Below are 17825 nucleotides of genomic sequence, written 5' to 3' on the forward strand. Positions count from 1 at the left end.
AAAATGAAACCAATTTTAGCTGTTCTGTCTGATGGTGTACAGTCAGATGACCTGTTTGTTGCCCGCGAAGTAAAGCTTCCTTTTTTTTCAAGTGAGTTTCATTTTCATGAAGAATGCCAGTTAGTGCACATCGTAAAAGGTTCGGGTAAACGCATCATCGGCGACCTGGTTGATTATTTTGAAAGCGGGGAGCTTATCTTTCTTGGGTCAAATATTCCGCATGTTTGGCACAATACACAGGAGCAAACAAATGAAGATGCTCCTGAACCCTATGCGCACTCGCTATCCATTCATTTCAATCCGGCAAAATTGCTTATGCACCTCTCTGCATTTGGTAATATCCGTAAAGTCGAATCCTTTTTAACTAAGGCCCAAAGAGGGGTGGAGCTGAAAAGCAAAAGCCGCGAACAGGTGGTGAAGCTAATGTACCAGATACTGCAACTGGATGGATTACAAAAAATTATCACCCTGCTCGAGATTCTCAATATTATGAGTTCGGATACCGAGTATAGCCTGCTTGCCAGTATTAATTATATCAACTATTATCAATATCATGACAGCAAGCGTATGGACCAGGTGTTTAAATATATCTTTGATAATTTCAGAGAGGATATCTCGCTCAATACAATTGCTGATGTAGCTAATATGAACACTTTTGCATTTTGCAGGTTTTTTAAGGCCCGAACCCAAAAATCATTTACCCAGTTTGTAAATGAAACAAGAATAGGCTATGCCTGTAAGCTGCTGGGCAATAAAGAAGCCAGCATTACAGATATAGCCTATGAATGCGGTTTTAATAATGTATCAAACTTTAACCGCTTTTTTAAAGTGATCAAAAAAGTAAGCCCGCGTCAGTACCGGAGCCAGATCTTATCTTAATTCTGGTTTACAGTAAAACTTTTTAACCTGTTCGATGAATTATTTACCGGTACAGTCTCGGCCCATTTAATTTCATCGTTCATAAAATGCTCTGTACGACAGCCATTATTCCGGATGCTTTTTATAAAATCAAAGTACAGGTCATTAAATACATATACGTTTTCTTTTAAAATAGCATAATTACTAAGTATAAAACCAAGCGTATTAACCTTCACTATGATCTGTTTTGAATCGTCGCATAATTTAATAAGGTTTTTAATATTGTTAACAACAGCAAGATGATTGCTTACCGGCAGTGCCAGTTTTATTTTTAACCCCTCATAAAGTACTTTCATAAATGTTGTAAAGCCGCCATCCTGCTCGCTGTACGTATGATTTATCTCATTAAAAATATCCCTTGCCTTATCTTCATAGCCCGATGCCAGATACGACTCGGCCATAATTGTTTTTAAGATAAATGAATATCCCATAGAACCCTTGTGCACTTTATTTAATCCATTAATGAACTTGGCCGCTTTGTTGTGCTTTTGACAAATTGTTGAGGTGTATAAGGCCAGCAGGTAAACCACTTCGGTAAAACCCCTTGATACCCCTGTACTTTGAACCGGGTTGAAGTAAAATTTGGTTATCTCGGTTAAAGCCTCTTTTTTAATAATACCATATTTCAGATAAAACAGAATGGTTTCGATACAGTTTACCGGGTTTACAGGCAAATTCTGCAAAGCTGTTAAGTTATACTGCTTTAAATCGGTAAGGTGCTTTTCGATCTTTATTAAATCAAGCTGCATTACGGCAATAGCAGAAAGGCAGGTTTTTATCAATATTTGTTGTTGGGTTGACAGCCGGAAATTCAAAAACGTTTCGAGCACTTCTTCATAAGCTACATCAATAAACTCAAGACTGATAAAATAGTTAAAGAAATCCTCGCTGCATACCTGTTTAAACAAATCTTTCATCCGTTCGGTCATGTGTGTATTTACATGCTGAATTTTAAGCAATTCGCCAATGAAGCTTATGATCTCAGATTTTTCGTTTGGAAGCAGTTGTACGTTAAGCAAGGCTTTGAGGTCAAATTTATAATCCTTATGCACAGCGTTATAAATAAACCATTTTATGATAGGGAGCTTTTTATCGCGGGTAAATACCAGATCGGTTAAGTTTACGAGATTATCGTCAAATACATAGTTATTATTGTACATGAGGATCATAGCTAGGGCGTACTCAAGGGTAGCTTCATCAATCATTTTAACAATGAAGTTCAGCTTGTTTTCGCGCGACAGGTTTAACTCCTCAATAATGCCTGCGCTAAGCATTTCCTGGTAGGCAGATCCGTATTTTTTGATGAGCTCGTATACCCTGATCTTGCTAACTTCATACACCCTGTTGTCGGTATCCATTTGATTGATGATGCCTGTAATCAGTAGTACTTTTTCAATAGCATAATGTCCTTTATAAACATTATGATAATAGTTTGCACCTACAAGATCATAATAGGTAAGGTCATTAAAATGAGTTAAACTAAAGTTATCAGTGTAGCGTTGGTAATAGTATTGAAAGTATAATGGATGGCTTAGTTTATCAATAATAGGTAAAGTTATATCATGGGTAATATTGGGGTTTATATTATCACAAAGTTTTTTGATTTCTTCAGAAGTGAACAGCGGCACATTAAGTTTTTGATTAGTATCCATCATAAAACCAGTAAACCATATGTCGGGTTTTGCTATAATATCTTCCCTGAAATTGCTCCAGGTAGATGAACGCATGGTTAGTATAACCTTAAACCATGCATATTTGTGATACATAGCTATAATATCGGCCAATTGATTAAATACAGTTTCGAAAGTATTATTTCTGAAATGAAATTCGTCGAAACCGTCAATAATCAATATAAACCGTCCGTTAAAATCTTCAGCTATTTCGGCCAGATCTTCCAGGTCATCATCGGGCGACAGTCCGATAAGGCCCATCAACCAGTGATTAAGGTGAATATTTTGAAGAGATGAATTGAGTGTGTTCCCGTTAAAAAACAATATCAGGTCCTTTTCATCCTTTTGCATATTGGATTTTATCAAATCTTTAACCCAATGGCATAACCCGATTGTTTTGCCATAACCAGCTGGCGCTGTAAAAACGGTAGCCGTATAAGGTTGCTGCATAAATATGGACAATTGGTCGTCGATAAACTTTCGCGGCGTGGTATATTGAAATGGTATGCCAGAGTGATTAACCTGGGTTTGTAAAGTGAAATTGGTAATGCGCTCGGCTTTGGCTGTTACCTTGCCGGGTTTATGGGCATGATCCTCTTTTTTGACAATCGTTTTTTGTGTGCTTTGGCAAAATGCATCCCATCCGGTGTAACCGCAAAACTCGGCAAGTGCATTCATCGTGAATAATGATGGGGTAAACTTGCTGTACGCAAATCCAAAGATCCGTTTCAACGTGGTTTCACTAATGCTTTTTTGAGTTTTATTAAATAACATTAATGACAAGGCCCGGCAGTCGGCAGGGGTAATATAAGCCATACCGGCTTTTTCGGTCAGTTCTTTTTTTAACAGATCAAAATGATAAGTCGAAAATAGATGCATTGGTAAAGGTTTAAAAGTGAATATTATTAACCACTAAGTCAGTCAAAACATAAGTCAGTTAAAACAAAATAGCACTAACACAATTAGCGAAGACTCTTAAAGTAAAATGTTATAAAAGGCTCAAGTAACTCCCTGGGGTAACGGGATATTGTTAATACATGGCGAAACAAATATTTTCACATATTTTGTTTAGTCAATAATACGTATGTTAATTGGAAATAGATTTATGTTTTTGGGAAAATGATATTCCTTTGGGTTGTATTTGACGAATGAATAAAATGAACAGAAAATGAATATAGAAAACAGAATGAACGGGGGTGATTAAATACTGAACAATATGGCTGGAACAGTTTTTAATGAATGAAAAGCCCTTTTAGTATTGCATAGGCTTGATTTAGCTTTACGGAGTCTATTTCAAATATCTATGCCTTATGAGAAACCCCGCCTTTAACAGAAACGCTTTTTCAGTGTTATTTATTTTATTGGCATTGTTTAATATTAAATATGCGCAGGCGCAGCGAACATATGCCAATACCGAGCAACATGGGGTAACCGGAGTTGCCTGTGTAAACTGCACAGTGTTAAATGCAGCAAATGCAGCAGATGGTAATGTACAAACATTCTCCTCTTTAAATGTAACAGTTGGTGTTGCAGCACAAACCTACCAGGAATTAATATTTCAAAGCTCAAGGCCGTCAGGCACCCCGGTCACTGTTAAATTGGGGTCGGGTGATAAGTTACTGAGTTTAACTGCGCTTGGAGGCGTTTTTTTACAGGCATATAACGGAAGCACTGCTATCGGTACCCCGGTAACCGTTGCTACATTGCTTACCGCCGTGAGCAATAACAATCAGGTTGAGGTTAGCATTACTCCTGCGCAGGCTTATGACCGCATCAGGGTAACCGTTAACGGAGGCTTAGCCGGCGTTTTGGCAAATACTTATTTATATGATGCTTTTACAACCGGTACAGGTGCCGGTGTTTGCGGTTTGGCCGTAGATGAATTACATGGCATCTCATCAGGCTTATTGGGTTTGGGTGTTGATGTAGGAGGGGTAGCAAATCCTCAGAATGCCATTGATGGTAACCTTAATACGGCATCCACCTTAAATGCAGGTGTGGGTTTGCTTGGCGCATATGCGCAGCAAACTATTATATATGGCAGCCCTTCTGTAATAGGCGATTCTGTGAGGATGACCTTATCGATACCGCAGTCATTAATAGATGTGGGGCTACTGTCAAATATATCGGTAGCAACGTACCTTGGCAATACTTATAATAATGATCAAAGTGCAATAAACGCGTCGCTTTTAAATCTGCGGCTGCTTGACCTGACTAACAACAGGCGAAAGGTTACCATAACCTTTGCGCCTGCTCAAGTTTTTGACCGGGTGCAACTCATCCTTGGTGGTGTTGCCAATGTATTATCGACCCTTGACCTTTATGAGGCTGTCAGGTTGATACCAAGGCCTGTTACAAAAATCAATAATGTATTGGGCGTTACCGCGCAGATCAATTCGGGCTCAACAGCAACGCTTACTGCCAATGCTGTTGCCAATACTACATTTAACTGGTACACACAGGCAACTGGCGGATCGCCGGTGGCTACGGGGCCAAGCTATACCACACCTGCACTTACAGCATCTACTGATTATTATGTATCTGCTTCGCGTACTGGTTGTACCGATGAATCAGAACGGACAAAGATTTCGCTAACTGTAGGTAGTACCTCAACTACGCCACCGGTAAATCCGTCGGGAGTGCGCACTTATGCCAATGCCCAGCAACCGGGCGCAGGCGGCTTATTGTGTCTTGGCTGTACAGTAACCAATCCGGGTAATGCTGCTGACGGCAACCTTCAAACATATTCTACCTTAAACGTAACCGTGGGGGTTGCTGCACAAACTTATCAAACCCTTACATTCCCTGGCGGAACCAAACCAGCCGGAACTCCCGTTACGGTTAAATTAGGTACGGGGGATAATTTACTTAGTTTGACAGCGCTTGGCGGTGTAACGCTACAGGCTTATAATGGTTACACGCCTGTAGGCTCACCAGTTTCGGCGGCAACACTGGTATCGGCATTGAGCAATAATAACCAGGTTGAACTGAGTTTTGCACCAACACAAGCTTATGATGGCATAAGGGTTACACTTAATGGCGGATTGGTCGGTGCATTGAGCAGCTTATATTTATATGAAGGATTTGTAACCACCGCCGGCCCGGCTGTGTGTAACACTGCTATCGACGAGCTTCATGGGATATCTTCAGCGCTGCTGAATTTAGGTCTTAATGTAGGAGGGGTAGTAAATCCGCAGAATGCTATCGACGGAAACCTGAACACAGCATCTACCCTAAATGCCGGTGTAGGCTTACTGGGAGCATACGCGCAACAAACAGTAATATTTTCAAATCCATCGGTAATTGGTGACTCCGTGAGGTTAACCCTTTCAGTGGCTGAGGCCTTGCTGCAGGTTGGTTTGCTGGCAGGTTCATCAGTAAACACCTATTATGGCAATACGGATAATAATGATCTTACTTATTTAAGTTCGTCATTATTACAAGTTCGTTTGCTTGATCTTACCAATAACAGGCGTAAGGTTGTGATCACTTTTGTACCAGGTAAAGTATTTGATAGGGTACAGTTAAGGTTAGGTGGCGTTGCCAACGTGTTATCAACCCTCGATTTATATGAGATCCAGCGATTAATTGCCAAACCGGTAATTAAAATAAATAATGTGGCATCAAATGATGCCCAGATCTGTACAGGTACCACAGCTACATTCACAGCCACTGCGGTACCCAATACCATATTTCACTGGTATACACAAGCAACAGGCGGATCGCCGGTATTTACCGGGGCTGCCTTTACAACACCTGTTTTAACAGCTTCGGCAACCTATTACGTTGCCGCCATGCGGAGTGGATGCACTGACGAGTCGGACCGAACTAAAGTAACTGTTACTGTAAATGCTGTGCCGGCATCACCGGTTATAGCCAACAATACTGTTAGCGTTTGTTCAGGGCAAACCGCTACGTTTACCGCCACCAGCGTAGCCGGCGTTACCATAAACTGGTATAGCGCCGCTACCGGCGGTACATTATTACACACCGGCGATAGCTTTACGTCACCGGCCTTAACTGCCGCCACAAGCTATTACGCCGAAGCAGTAGTTGCAGGCGGAAGCTGTGCAAGCGCAGCCCGTACCAAAGTAACTGCTAATATTACAGCGCCACCAGTTGCGCCAACACTTACTGCTGCCAACGTAACTATTTGCAGCGGTGGCGTTGCTACTTTATCGGTAAGCGGAGCGGTTGCAGGTACTACTTATAACTGGTACGCTGCCGCAACCGGAGGCACCCCGGTATTTACCGGAGCTACTTACACTACCGCGGCTTTAACCGCTAATGCAACTTACTATGTTGAAGCTGTAAATGCCGGCGGATGCAGCAGCGCCGCGCGTACCCAGGCGACTGTTACCGTTACGCCGCTACCGGCTGATCCGGCGGTATCTGCGGCAAACAGCTCAATAGCGGCGGGACAGAAAACAAGTATCAGCGTAACCAGTCCGCAGGCAGGTATTACTTACAACTGGTATACATCTGCAAATGCCGGTGCTCCGGTATTTACCGGCACTACTTTCCAAACGCCTTTATTATATAATAATACAACTTACTATGTAAGCGCTGTAAACGCTACAGGTTGTGCATCAGCCAATCGCACTGCAGTTACCATTACCGTAACCATCAATACTAATGCACCTTGTACTTTTGCCAATCAGCAAACATCAACTGTAAACGGGCTTTGTTTAGGTTGTACAGTTACTAATGCTGCCCTGGCTACTGATGCGGATACAACTACCGCATCAACTATTAACGTATTGGCCGGGTTAATCGGCGGTAACGTTCAGCAGGAATTGCGCTTTCAACAGCCGGGTTTTGCAGGCGACACTATCAAGCTGGTACTGCAAAATCCTAATGGTTTATTAGGCGCCGCTGTTTTGGGTAATATCGGTGTGACACTGGCTAATGGAACCATCACAACTGCAAGCTATCAGCTTAACAATGCGCTGATAAAAGTGTTCCTGCTTGCAGGTAGTTCAAATAAGTATGCGGTTTATATCCCGGCAACAGGTGCTTATGATCGAATTACGATAAGCATTAACTCGGGCCTTGCAAGTGTTTTAACACCGCTTAACATTTATTACGCTTCGCAACAATTCCCTAAGCCAGTATTTAACCCAACCGCTCCTGAAATTTGTAAAGGCAGTAGCGCGGTTATAAATATTACTTCACCAGCTAACGGTACATTCACCTGGTACAACGCGCCAACCGGCGGAACCGTTGTACATACAGGTACCTCGTTTACAACTCCGGCTTTAAATGCCAATACAACTTATTACATAGAATACACCCGTGGTACCTGTACCGGTACTGTAAGGTTCCCTGTTACTATTTTGGTTGATGATGTTCCGGCAGCGCCAACTGTTACTGCTCAAAACGTAACCATTACCAGCGGACAACCAGCTACTTTAAATGCCACTGCCAGCAATGGTGCTACCATACAATGGTATGATGCAGCAACCGGCGGTAACCTGGTACATACAGGAAATCCATTCGTTACACCAGTTTTAACTACTAATAAAATTTACTATGCTGGTACTGCTTTAGGCAGTTGCGTATCGGCTACCCGTACACCGGTTAATATTACCGTTCAGCCTATAGTTATCCCTACCGTATCGGTAACACCACCAACAGTAGCGCTTAATGCAGGTCAAACAACTTCGTTTACTGCTTCGTCAACTACACCGGGGGTAACCTTTAACTGGTTTACTACGCCAACCGGCGGTACAAGCATTTTTACCGGTGCTACTTATACTACCCCCCCTCAGTTTGCCAATACTACTTTTTACGCCGAAGCTATGGTGACTGCCACAGGTGTAAAATCAGCTACAAGAGCGCCTGGCGCAGTAACTATCAATCAACAGGCGTCAAGTCCTGTTCCTTGCGATGCTGCTATCGACCAAACCAATACCACAAGTGGTTTACTTTGTGTGGGTTGTGGGGTACTCAACGCAACAGGTTCGGTTGATGCGGACAGGAATACTTTCTCACAGTTAGCAGTACCGGTTGGATTACTGAATGCGTATGCCAGCCAAACATTAAGGTTTACCAATACAGGTCTTGCAGGTGATAGTGTTATTGTAGAATTAGGTGTTCCGGGAACACTGGCCAGTGTAAGCGTACTTTCACAGATTCAGATTGGCACTTATAACGGTGCGACATTCAATAATGATTATTTCAATGTAAACGGATCATTGATCAATATCCAATTATTAAGTGGCACAAGCCGTTTCAGGGTAGCCTTTAAAGCAACTCATAACTTCGATAGGGTAGAAGTAAGACTGAACGCTGCTCTGGCAGGAGTATTCAGTGCTCTTAACGTATATGACGCTTCACAATCTGTAGCGGCTCCGGTTATCGCGTTAACTCCTGTTACAACTTGCTCAGGCGCTCCGGTAACACTTTCAGCGACAGTTCCGGCTAATGTTACTGTAAAATGGTATACCTCAGCTACCGGTGGTACCGCTGTTGGCACAGGTGCTAATTTCACTACACCGGCCCTTAGTGCATCAACAACTTATTACGCCGAAGCAAGCCGTACCGCTGACGGTTGTACACAGGCTGTACGTACACCGGTCACTATCAATGTAGTAACTATACCTGCGGCACCGGTTGTTGCGGCAGCAAATGTAAGTGTGTGTGCAGGCCAAACAGCAACATTTAATGTAACCCCGGTTAGCGGGGTAACCTATAACTGGTATTCGGCAGCGACAGGCGGTACACTGGTTCATACAGGTAACAGCTTTACAACCGCTGCTATCAATGCAACCACCAATTATTTTGTTGAAGCCGTAGCGGGCACAAGCTGTGTAAGTACAACCCGTACACAGGTAACAGCCACCCTGGCTCCGCCGCCAACATTTCCCGCACTTAACGCTACCAGTGTAAGCATTTGCGACGGCAGCGTTGCAACCCTTGCGGTAACAACTCCTGCCGCCGGGACTACCTATAACTGGTACACCACAGCAACCGGTGGTACACCAGTATTTACCGGGCCGACTTATACAACAGCTGCATTACACAATAACACAAGCTATTATGTAGAAGCAGTAAACGCAGGCGGCTGTACAAGTGCTCAACGTACCCAGGCTGATGTTACCGTTGTGCCACTTCCGGCTAATCCAACTTTATCAGCAAATAATAGCTCGATAGCTGCCGGTCAGCAAACTACTATCGGCGTTACCAATACACAAACCGGTGTTACTTATAACTGGTATACATCAGCAAATGCTGCTTCGCCAGTATTTACCGGTACTACATTCCAAACCCCGGCATTATACAACAATACTACTTACTATGTAAGTGCGGTTAACAGCACCGGTTGTACATCCGCCAGCCGTACAGCAATCACTATTAATGTAACCATTAACACTAACGCACCTTGTACATTTGCTAACCAGGAAACTGTTACTGTCAATGGTATTTGTTTAGGTTGCGGTGTAACCAATGAATTGCTTGCAACTGATGCCGATACTACGACAGCGTCAACCATCAATGTGCTGGCTGGTTTATTGGGCGGATACGCTCAGCAGGAACTTCGGTTCCAACAGCCGGGTTTTGCAGGCGATACTATTAAACTGGTACTGCAAAATCCTAATGGATTATTAAGTGCCGCCGTTCTGGGTAATATCCAGGTGACATTAGCTAACGGTACTACTCCAACTTCAACGCTTGCACTTAACAGTGCTTTGATAAAAGTATCCCTGCTTGGCGGCGGCTCAAATAAATATGTAGTTTTAATTCCGGCAACGGGAGCATATGATCGTATCACCATAAAAATAAACTCTGGAGTTGCAAGCTTGCTTACGCCTTTGAATATTTACTACGCGGCACAGCAATTCCCGCAACCGGTATTTAACCCAACTGCTCCTGAAATTTGTAAAGGCAGCAGCGCAGTGATCAATATTACATCGCCTGCCAACGGAACATTTACCTGGTACAATGCACCGATTGGTGGTACTGTTGTACATACCGGCTCATCGTATACAACTCCGGCCTTAAATGCCAACACCACTTATTATGTAGAATATAGCCGTGGTTCATGCGCTTCAACAGTAAGGTTCCCGGTAAATGTTATTGTTGATGATGCTCCGCCGGCACCAACAGTTACCGCTCAAAATGTAACCATCACTGCCGGGCAAACAGCTACTTTAAATGCAACCGCCAGCAATGGTGCTACTATACAATGGTTTGACGCGCCAACAGGAGGTAACCTGGTATTTACCGGTAACCCTTATGTCACCCCGGTTTTAACAGCTACCAAAACCTATTACGCAGGTACTGCGCTGGGCAATTGTGTGTCGGCCACACGTACACCTGTAATCATTAGCGTACAGCCTGTTATAATCCCTGATGTAAATGTGACCCCGCCAACCACTACGGTTAGTCCGGGACAGACTACTGCATTCACCGCGTCATCAACTACGCCTGGCGCTGTATTTAACTGGTTTACTACACCAACAGGTGGTACAAGTATCTTTACAGGAGCTACTTACACAACTCCACCTGAATTTGCTAATACCATTTACTATGCTGAGTCATCAATCCCCGCAACCGGCGTAAAATCGGCCACAAGGGCAACCGGTATAGTAACTGTAAATCAGCAGGGTTCAAATCCTGTACCTTGCGACGCCGCTATCGATCAAACCAATTCCACCAGCGGCTTACTATGCGTAGGCTGCGGTGTGCTGAACGCTACCGGATCTGTTGATGCAGATCGCAACACGTTCTCTCAATTATTGGTTCCTGTGGGATTGGTTAATTCATACGCCAGCCAAACCCTGCGCTTTGCCAATACAGGTATAGCAGGCGACAGCATAATAGTTGAATTAGGTGTTCCCGGAACGCTGGCCAGCGTGAGCGTACTATCTCAAATTCAGATTGGTACTTACAATGGTGCAACCTTTAATAACGATTATTTCAGCGTAAATGGCTCACTGATCAATATCCAGTTATTGAGTGGTACAAGCCGTTTCAGGGTAGCCTTTAAAGCCACCCATACATTTGACAGGGTAGAAGTAAGGTTGAACGCCGCCCTTGCGGGTGTATTCAGCAGCCTGAATATTTATGATGCCTCACAATCGGTTCCAGCCCCTGTTATAGCGGCTTCACCAGTTACTGCCTGCTCCGGCACACAGGCTACATTGACAGCTACTGCTCCGGCAAACGTAACTGTAAGGTGGTATACTTCGGCTACCGGTGGTTCACCAGTATTTACCGGTGCAACCTTTACTACCCCGGCTTTAACCGCATCAACAACTTATTACGCCGAAGCCAGCCGCACTGCCGATGGCTGTTCGCAGGCTGTTCGTACGCCTGTACAAGTAAATGTTACTACTCCACCGGCTGCTCCGGTTGTGGCGGCGCCTAATACAACAGTTTGCGCCGGTCAGCCTGCTGCCTTTGCTGTAACACCGGTTAATGGTGTTACCTACACCTGGTATGCTACTGCAACAGGCGGTACACCTATAACTACAGGTAACAGCTTCACTACTCCGGCTTTAACTGCTACTACTTCATATTACGTTGAGGCATCAAACGCAGGTCAGTGCAGCAGCAGTAGCCGTACCAAAGTAACTGCAAATGTAACCGCTACTCCTGTTACTCCTACAGTTTCACAGGCCAGTACACAAACCTGCTCTGGTTCAACGGTTACCTTAACGGCTTCATCAACTCAGCCTGGTGTTACTTTTAACTGGTATACTACAGCAACAGGCGGTACCCCCGTACATACAGGTGCACAATACGTTACCCCTGCTTTAACTGCCAACACATCATATTATGTTGAAGCTGCTACCGGCACCTGTACAAGTGCCAGCCGCGCCAAAGCCGATGTCATCGTAAACCCAACCCCGGTTGCACCTACTATTACGGTGGTTCCGGTTGGCGGACAGATCACATCCGGGCAAACAGCTCAACTTTCAGCCAGTTCAACAACTGCTAATGTTACCTTCAACTGGTATAGTACTGCAACAGGTGGTACACCGGTTCACACAGGTGCTACCTTTACTACTCCAGCTTTAACTACCAATACAACCTACTACGTTGAGGCTGTATCAAATACTACAGGCTGTATCAGCACAACCCGTACGCCAGTTACAGTAATCGTTAACCCGGTATTCTCTACTTCGTGCGATTTTGCATCGACCCAAACCAACAGTACCAGCGGTGTTGCCTGCTTGCTGTGCGGTGTAACAAATCCTGATAATGCTGTAGATATTGATACAGTTAACTTTAGTCAACTTAACCTTGGTGTTGGAGCTGTAGGTTACGTAGGCCAGAAACTGATTTTTGGCGATGCTGGCCTTGCCGGTGATACTGTAACGGTGAAAATAAAAGTACCGGTTAACCTGGCATCGGTAGGTGTATTAGGTCAGCTGCAGATAGGTTCATTCAATGGCAATACTGATAATAACGATAGGATTGCGCTAAGCAGCACATTGATCAAGGTAACCATACTTGCGGGCGGTCAAACTGCTTTGGTAAAATTTGTGCCTAAAGCTGTTTATAACGCCATTGAGGTGAGGTTAACCACAACAGTATCGCTGTTTAACTCGCTAAATATTTACTACGCAACCAAGCAGGTACCAATACCTCAGCTTACAGCTAAAACAGATAATATATGCGCCGGCGGAACGGCTACATTTACAGTAGCTAATCCTGTTGCCGGAGTAACTTATAAATGGTACTCCGCAGCAGTTGGCGGTACATTGCTCCATACCGGTAATAATTACACCACTGCGGCATTAAATGCTACCACTAATTTCTACGTAGAAAGCAGCCGTACATCAAACAGCTGTCCTAACCCTAACAGGGTAGCGGCAACTGCAAATGTTACCCCTGCTCCGGTAAATCCAATACTTGCACAAAACGCGGTATCTGTTTGCTCGGGCGATGCAGTTACCTTGTCGGTAACCAATGCCGCAGGTGCAACCGTGAACTGGTACGACGCGCCAACCGGCGGTACCTTAGTATTCACCGGTGCTAACTACCAGGCAACACCAATTGCAACAGTTAGCTATTATGCCGAGATCACCAATGGCAGCTGCGTAAGCCCATCGCGTACAAAAGCTACAATTACGGTAAATCCCCGTCCGGCGGCACCGGGCGTGCAATCAGCCAATGTGCAAGTTTGTCCGGGCAGCACCGCTACTTTAGCTGTACTTAACCCGGTTGCGGGTGTTAACTATCAATGGTTTGCGACTGCAACCGGCGGCACTGTGTTGCAGACTGGCAACACTTACACTACGGCGGCTCTTACACAAGATGCAACCTATTATGTGCAGGCAACCAGTGCTACTACAAGCTGTTCAAATAACGGTGCACGTACAGCCGTTGATGTAACGGTAACCAATTCGCTTACAGCACCGGTATTGAGTGCGGCTACCACTAATGTATGCAGCGGCGGTAGTGCTACACTGAGTGTTAATAACCCGGTTAACGGCTTAACCTATAAATGGTACACAGCTGCCACAGGCGGTGCTCCCGTATTTACCGGGCCGATATTTACTATAAATAACTTGACTGCTGATGCATCATACTTTGTTGAATCATCAAACAGTTCAGGATGTACAAGCCCAACCCGCGCCCGTGCCGATATTACCGTGCAGCCCATACCAACTGCTCCGGTTATACAAGCCAGTGCAGGCGGCCTTAATGTGTGCGAAGGTGAATCAACAAGCCTGAGCATCGCCAACCCTGTAACAGGTGTTGTTTACCGCTGGTATACCGCTGCAACCGGAGGAACCTTGTTGTACACCGGTACACAGTTCAATACACCGGTATTAACTGCAGATGCCACTTATTATGTAGAGGCCGCACAGGCCGGTAACTGTAATGCATCTGCGCGTACGCAGGTTAAAGTAACGGTTAATCCATTGCCTGCCGATCCAATATTGGCCAGCAACAACGTACAGGTTTGCTTGGGGGCTCCGGCTACATTGAAGATCCAGTCGCCAGTTGCGGGTATCACTTACCAGTGGTTCAGCACAGCATCACAAACTACCAAACTGTTTGAAGGTACAACCTATATAACAGGACCGCTTACTGCTAACGCAACTTATTACGTGGCTGCGGTAAATGCTTCGGGTTGTCAAAGCGCTAACCTTACCATAGCACAGGTGAGCATCCAGGCAGCGCCATCAGCGCCTGTAATTGCCAATGGCAGCGCGGTACAAACCTGTATCAATAGCATTGTAACGCTTAATATCTCCAACCCGCAGGCAGGCTTTACCTATAACTGGTACAGTGCAGCTACCGGAGGTACACCATTGTTTACCGGTACAGGCTTTAATACACCGGCGCTTGCAGGTAACGTAACTTACTATGCCGAGGCAGTGAACAGTACCGGTTGTACATCAACCGGTCGCACTTCCGTAAGCATTAATGTAAATCAAATACCAACCGCGCCTACGGTAACAGCACAAGGCGGTGGAAATACCACCGTATGTTCGGGCGGTACTATAGCGCTTACAGCTACCAGTACTACACCTAATGTAAGCTTTAACTGGTATACAGCTGCAACCGGAGGTGCGCCAATATTTACCGGTGCAACCTACACTACGCCTCCGCTTACAGCAGCTACAACTTATTATGTTGAAGCCGTAAGCAATGGAAGTTGTGCTTCAACTACGCGCACGGCTGTTCAGGTAACCATCGGCAATACTACAACGCCAACACCACAGGTAGTAGCGGCCGATCTGTCTGTATGTCAAAACAGCGCAGCTATAATTCACATTAGTAATCCTGATGCAGGTACTACCTACAACTGGTATAACGTAGCAACCGGAGGTAGCTCGCTATATACCGGTACAGCGTTTACAACACCGGTATTATCGGCAAATACAACTTACTACGTGCAGGCTTCAAATAGCCAGAGCTGTAATGCTTCGGCGAGGCTGGCCGTAAATGTGGTTATTGTTCCGCAGCCAAATACACCGGTGCCAACATTGGCTAACGTGCCTGTGTGCAGCGGAAATACAGCGACTTTATCGGTACAATCGCCGCAGGCAAATATCATCTACAAATGGTATAGCAATGCAGCCCGCACCAACCTGTTGTTTACCGGTTCAACCTATACCACTGATCCTATCCAGGCAAATACTACCTTCTACGTTGACGCCAGCAACGGATCATGTGCCAGCTCATCGGCAGCAACTGTTCAGGTGACTATTTCGGCACCGCCATCAACACTGTTGCTGGTTAACAGCAGCCCAACGGCTTGTGGAGGTTCGCAGGTATTGTTAAGTATCTCAAACCCACAGCAAGGCTTTAGTTATAACTGGTATACAGCAGCTACAGGAGGTACACCGGTTTATACAGGTACAAACTTTACTACGCCTTCGTTAACAGCCAGCACAACTTATTATGCAGAAGCTGTGAATGCTGCAGGATGTAGTTCACCAGCAAGAGCATCTGCCGCAATAACTATACTTGGCGCTCCAACTGCACCTGCAGTGAATGGGCCAAATGCAGGTATTTGTCCGGGCAGCACAGCTACACTTACTGTTAGCGCTACTGCTAATGTTACCATCAAGTGGTATGCTGATGCAACAGGCGGAACAGCATTGGCTACAGGCAATAGCTTCACTACACCGGCGCTAAACCAAACTACTACCTACTATGCTGAGGCTTCAAACAGCGGTGGTTGTAATTCAGGCACACGTACTTCTGTAACTGTACAGGTATTGCAAAAGCTTGCAACGCCGGCAGTTAATGTTACAGAAACCACAGCAACAAGTATAACCTTTGGCTGGGCAGCAGTAACCGGGGCAACCGGATACGAGATCAGCCTGAACAATGGCTCAACCTTCAGCAGTGTTGGTACAGCGCTAACCTTTAAGGTTGATAACCTGCAGCCGCTGCAAAGCGCCACCATTGTGGTGAGGGCGCTGGGCACTTCAGGTTGCGAATTGAGCGATAACTCGGCAGCAGTAACGGGTACAACAACCAATCCGCTTGGCAACAGCATATTTATCCCTAACGCCTTCAGTCCTAATGGCGACGGCAATAACGATACGTTCCTGGTATTTGGTACCGTGATCAAAGGCATGAATATGTCGATATATGATCAGTGGGGTGGATTGCTCTTCAAATCTACCAATCAATCGGCCGGATGGGATGGAACTTATAAGGGCAAGGCGCAGCCGGTGGGCGTATACGTGTACTACGTTGAGGCCACACTTAACGACGGACAAGTGATCAAAAGAAAAGGAACTATCAATCTACTACGATGAGAAATAAAATCACAATTGTTACCCTGCTGCTCCTCATTGTAGTAGCAGGGCGGTTATCAGCTCAGGTTGATCCGCATTTTTCACAGTACTACGCTTACCCGTTATGGCTCAACCCTGCTTTGACCGGAGTTATTAACGGCGATTCGCGTGTGAACGCAAACTTTAAAAGCCAATGGGCAACCATCAATAACGCCTATCAAACGGCGGCTATTTCTGCCGATATGCGTACAACCGATAAACTAAGCCTTGGTGTAAATATCCTTGATCAGTCGTCGGGTGGGCATAGTTTCAATTACCTGAGTGCTTATGGTGCTTTGGGCTATGCAATCTCTATTTCTGCCGACGGAAATCAGCGATTGAGCTTCGGCGTACAGGCGGGTATCATCAACCGCAGTTTTGATATGAACAAGCTGCAGTTTGGCAGCCAGTACACCCCAATAGGCGGCTTTGACCCCAACATGCCAAGCTTTGAAAACTTCAATACCACCAACAGCACCGTATTTGACGCCAACGCCGGGATCTTTTATTACGACGGTGATCCTTTTAAGGATGTTAATGCCTTTGGCGGTGTAAGTGTAGGGCACTTATCAAGACCTAAAGATGCTTTTTCCGCAACATCCGGTGGGAAGATTCCTCTACGCTATACCGTTCATGGCGGTTTAAAGATCAAAGCTTCTGATTTCTTCGACCTGACACCAAACGCGGTTTATATCAAACAGCAAGGCGCAGATATAAAAGGTTTGGGCGCTTACTCTGAATTTAAATTTCAGAACGATAATGGCCTCATCCTGGGTTTCCTGTACCGCTTTAAAGATGCCGCCGTTGCCGATGTTGGTTACCACGTAAAAAGCCTGATCATAGGCGCCAGTTACGATGTAAACACTTCATCCTTAAACCGTGCCACAGGTGGTAATGGTGGTTTTGAACTATCGCTGAGCTATATTTTCCGCAAACGTATACAGGAACCTGAACCTGTTTGCCCAAGGCTTTAATCGCTTAA

Annotated in this window: 4 protein-coding genes; 3 read left to right on the top strand and 1 reads right to left on the bottom strand. The window is 45.1% G+C overall.

The features are described 5' to 3' along the window. Nucleotides 1–3 precede the first annotated feature (3 nt). Nucleotides 4–879 (top strand): AraC family transcriptional regulator, encoded by an 876-nt coding sequence (locus ACEN9X_RS21405; RefSeq protein ID WP_413667075.1) that lies wholly within the window; start codon nucleotides 4–6, stop codon nucleotides 877–879. Here ACEN9X_RS21405 and ACEN9X_RS21410 read toward each other — a convergent pair. Next, nucleotides 876–3467 (bottom strand): NACHT domain-containing protein, encoded by a 2592-nt coding sequence (locus tag ACEN9X_RS21410; RefSeq protein WP_413667076.1) that lies wholly within the window; start codon nucleotides 3465–3467, stop codon nucleotides 876–878. The two genes, ACEN9X_RS21405 and ACEN9X_RS21410, sit on opposite strands and share 4 nt — an antisense overlap. A 431-nt stretch (nucleotides 3468–3898) precedes the next feature. On the opposite strand from ACEN9X_RS21410, the gene ACEN9X_RS21415 reads away from it, so the two are divergent. Then, the gene (locus tag ACEN9X_RS21415) at nucleotides 3899–16825 is read left to right on the top strand and encodes a gliding motility-associated C-terminal domain-containing protein (protein ID WP_413667077.1); all 12927 of its coding nucleotides are present in this window, start codon (nucleotides 3899–3901) and stop codon (nucleotides 16823–16825) included. After that, nucleotides 16822–17817, top strand: coding sequence for a PorP/SprF family type IX secretion system membrane protein (locus ACEN9X_RS21420; protein WP_413667078.1), 996 nt, complete (start codon nucleotides 16822–16824; stop codon nucleotides 17815–17817). Before ACEN9X_RS21415 ends, ACEN9X_RS21420 begins: the two co-directional genes overlap by 4 nt. Nucleotides 17818–17825 lie beyond the last annotated feature (8 nt).

This window comes from Mucilaginibacter sp. Mucisp86, assembly GCF_047324315.1.
In the GTDB taxonomy this organism is placed as follows: domain Bacteria; phylum Bacteroidota; class Bacteroidia; order Sphingobacteriales; family Sphingobacteriaceae; genus Mucilaginibacter.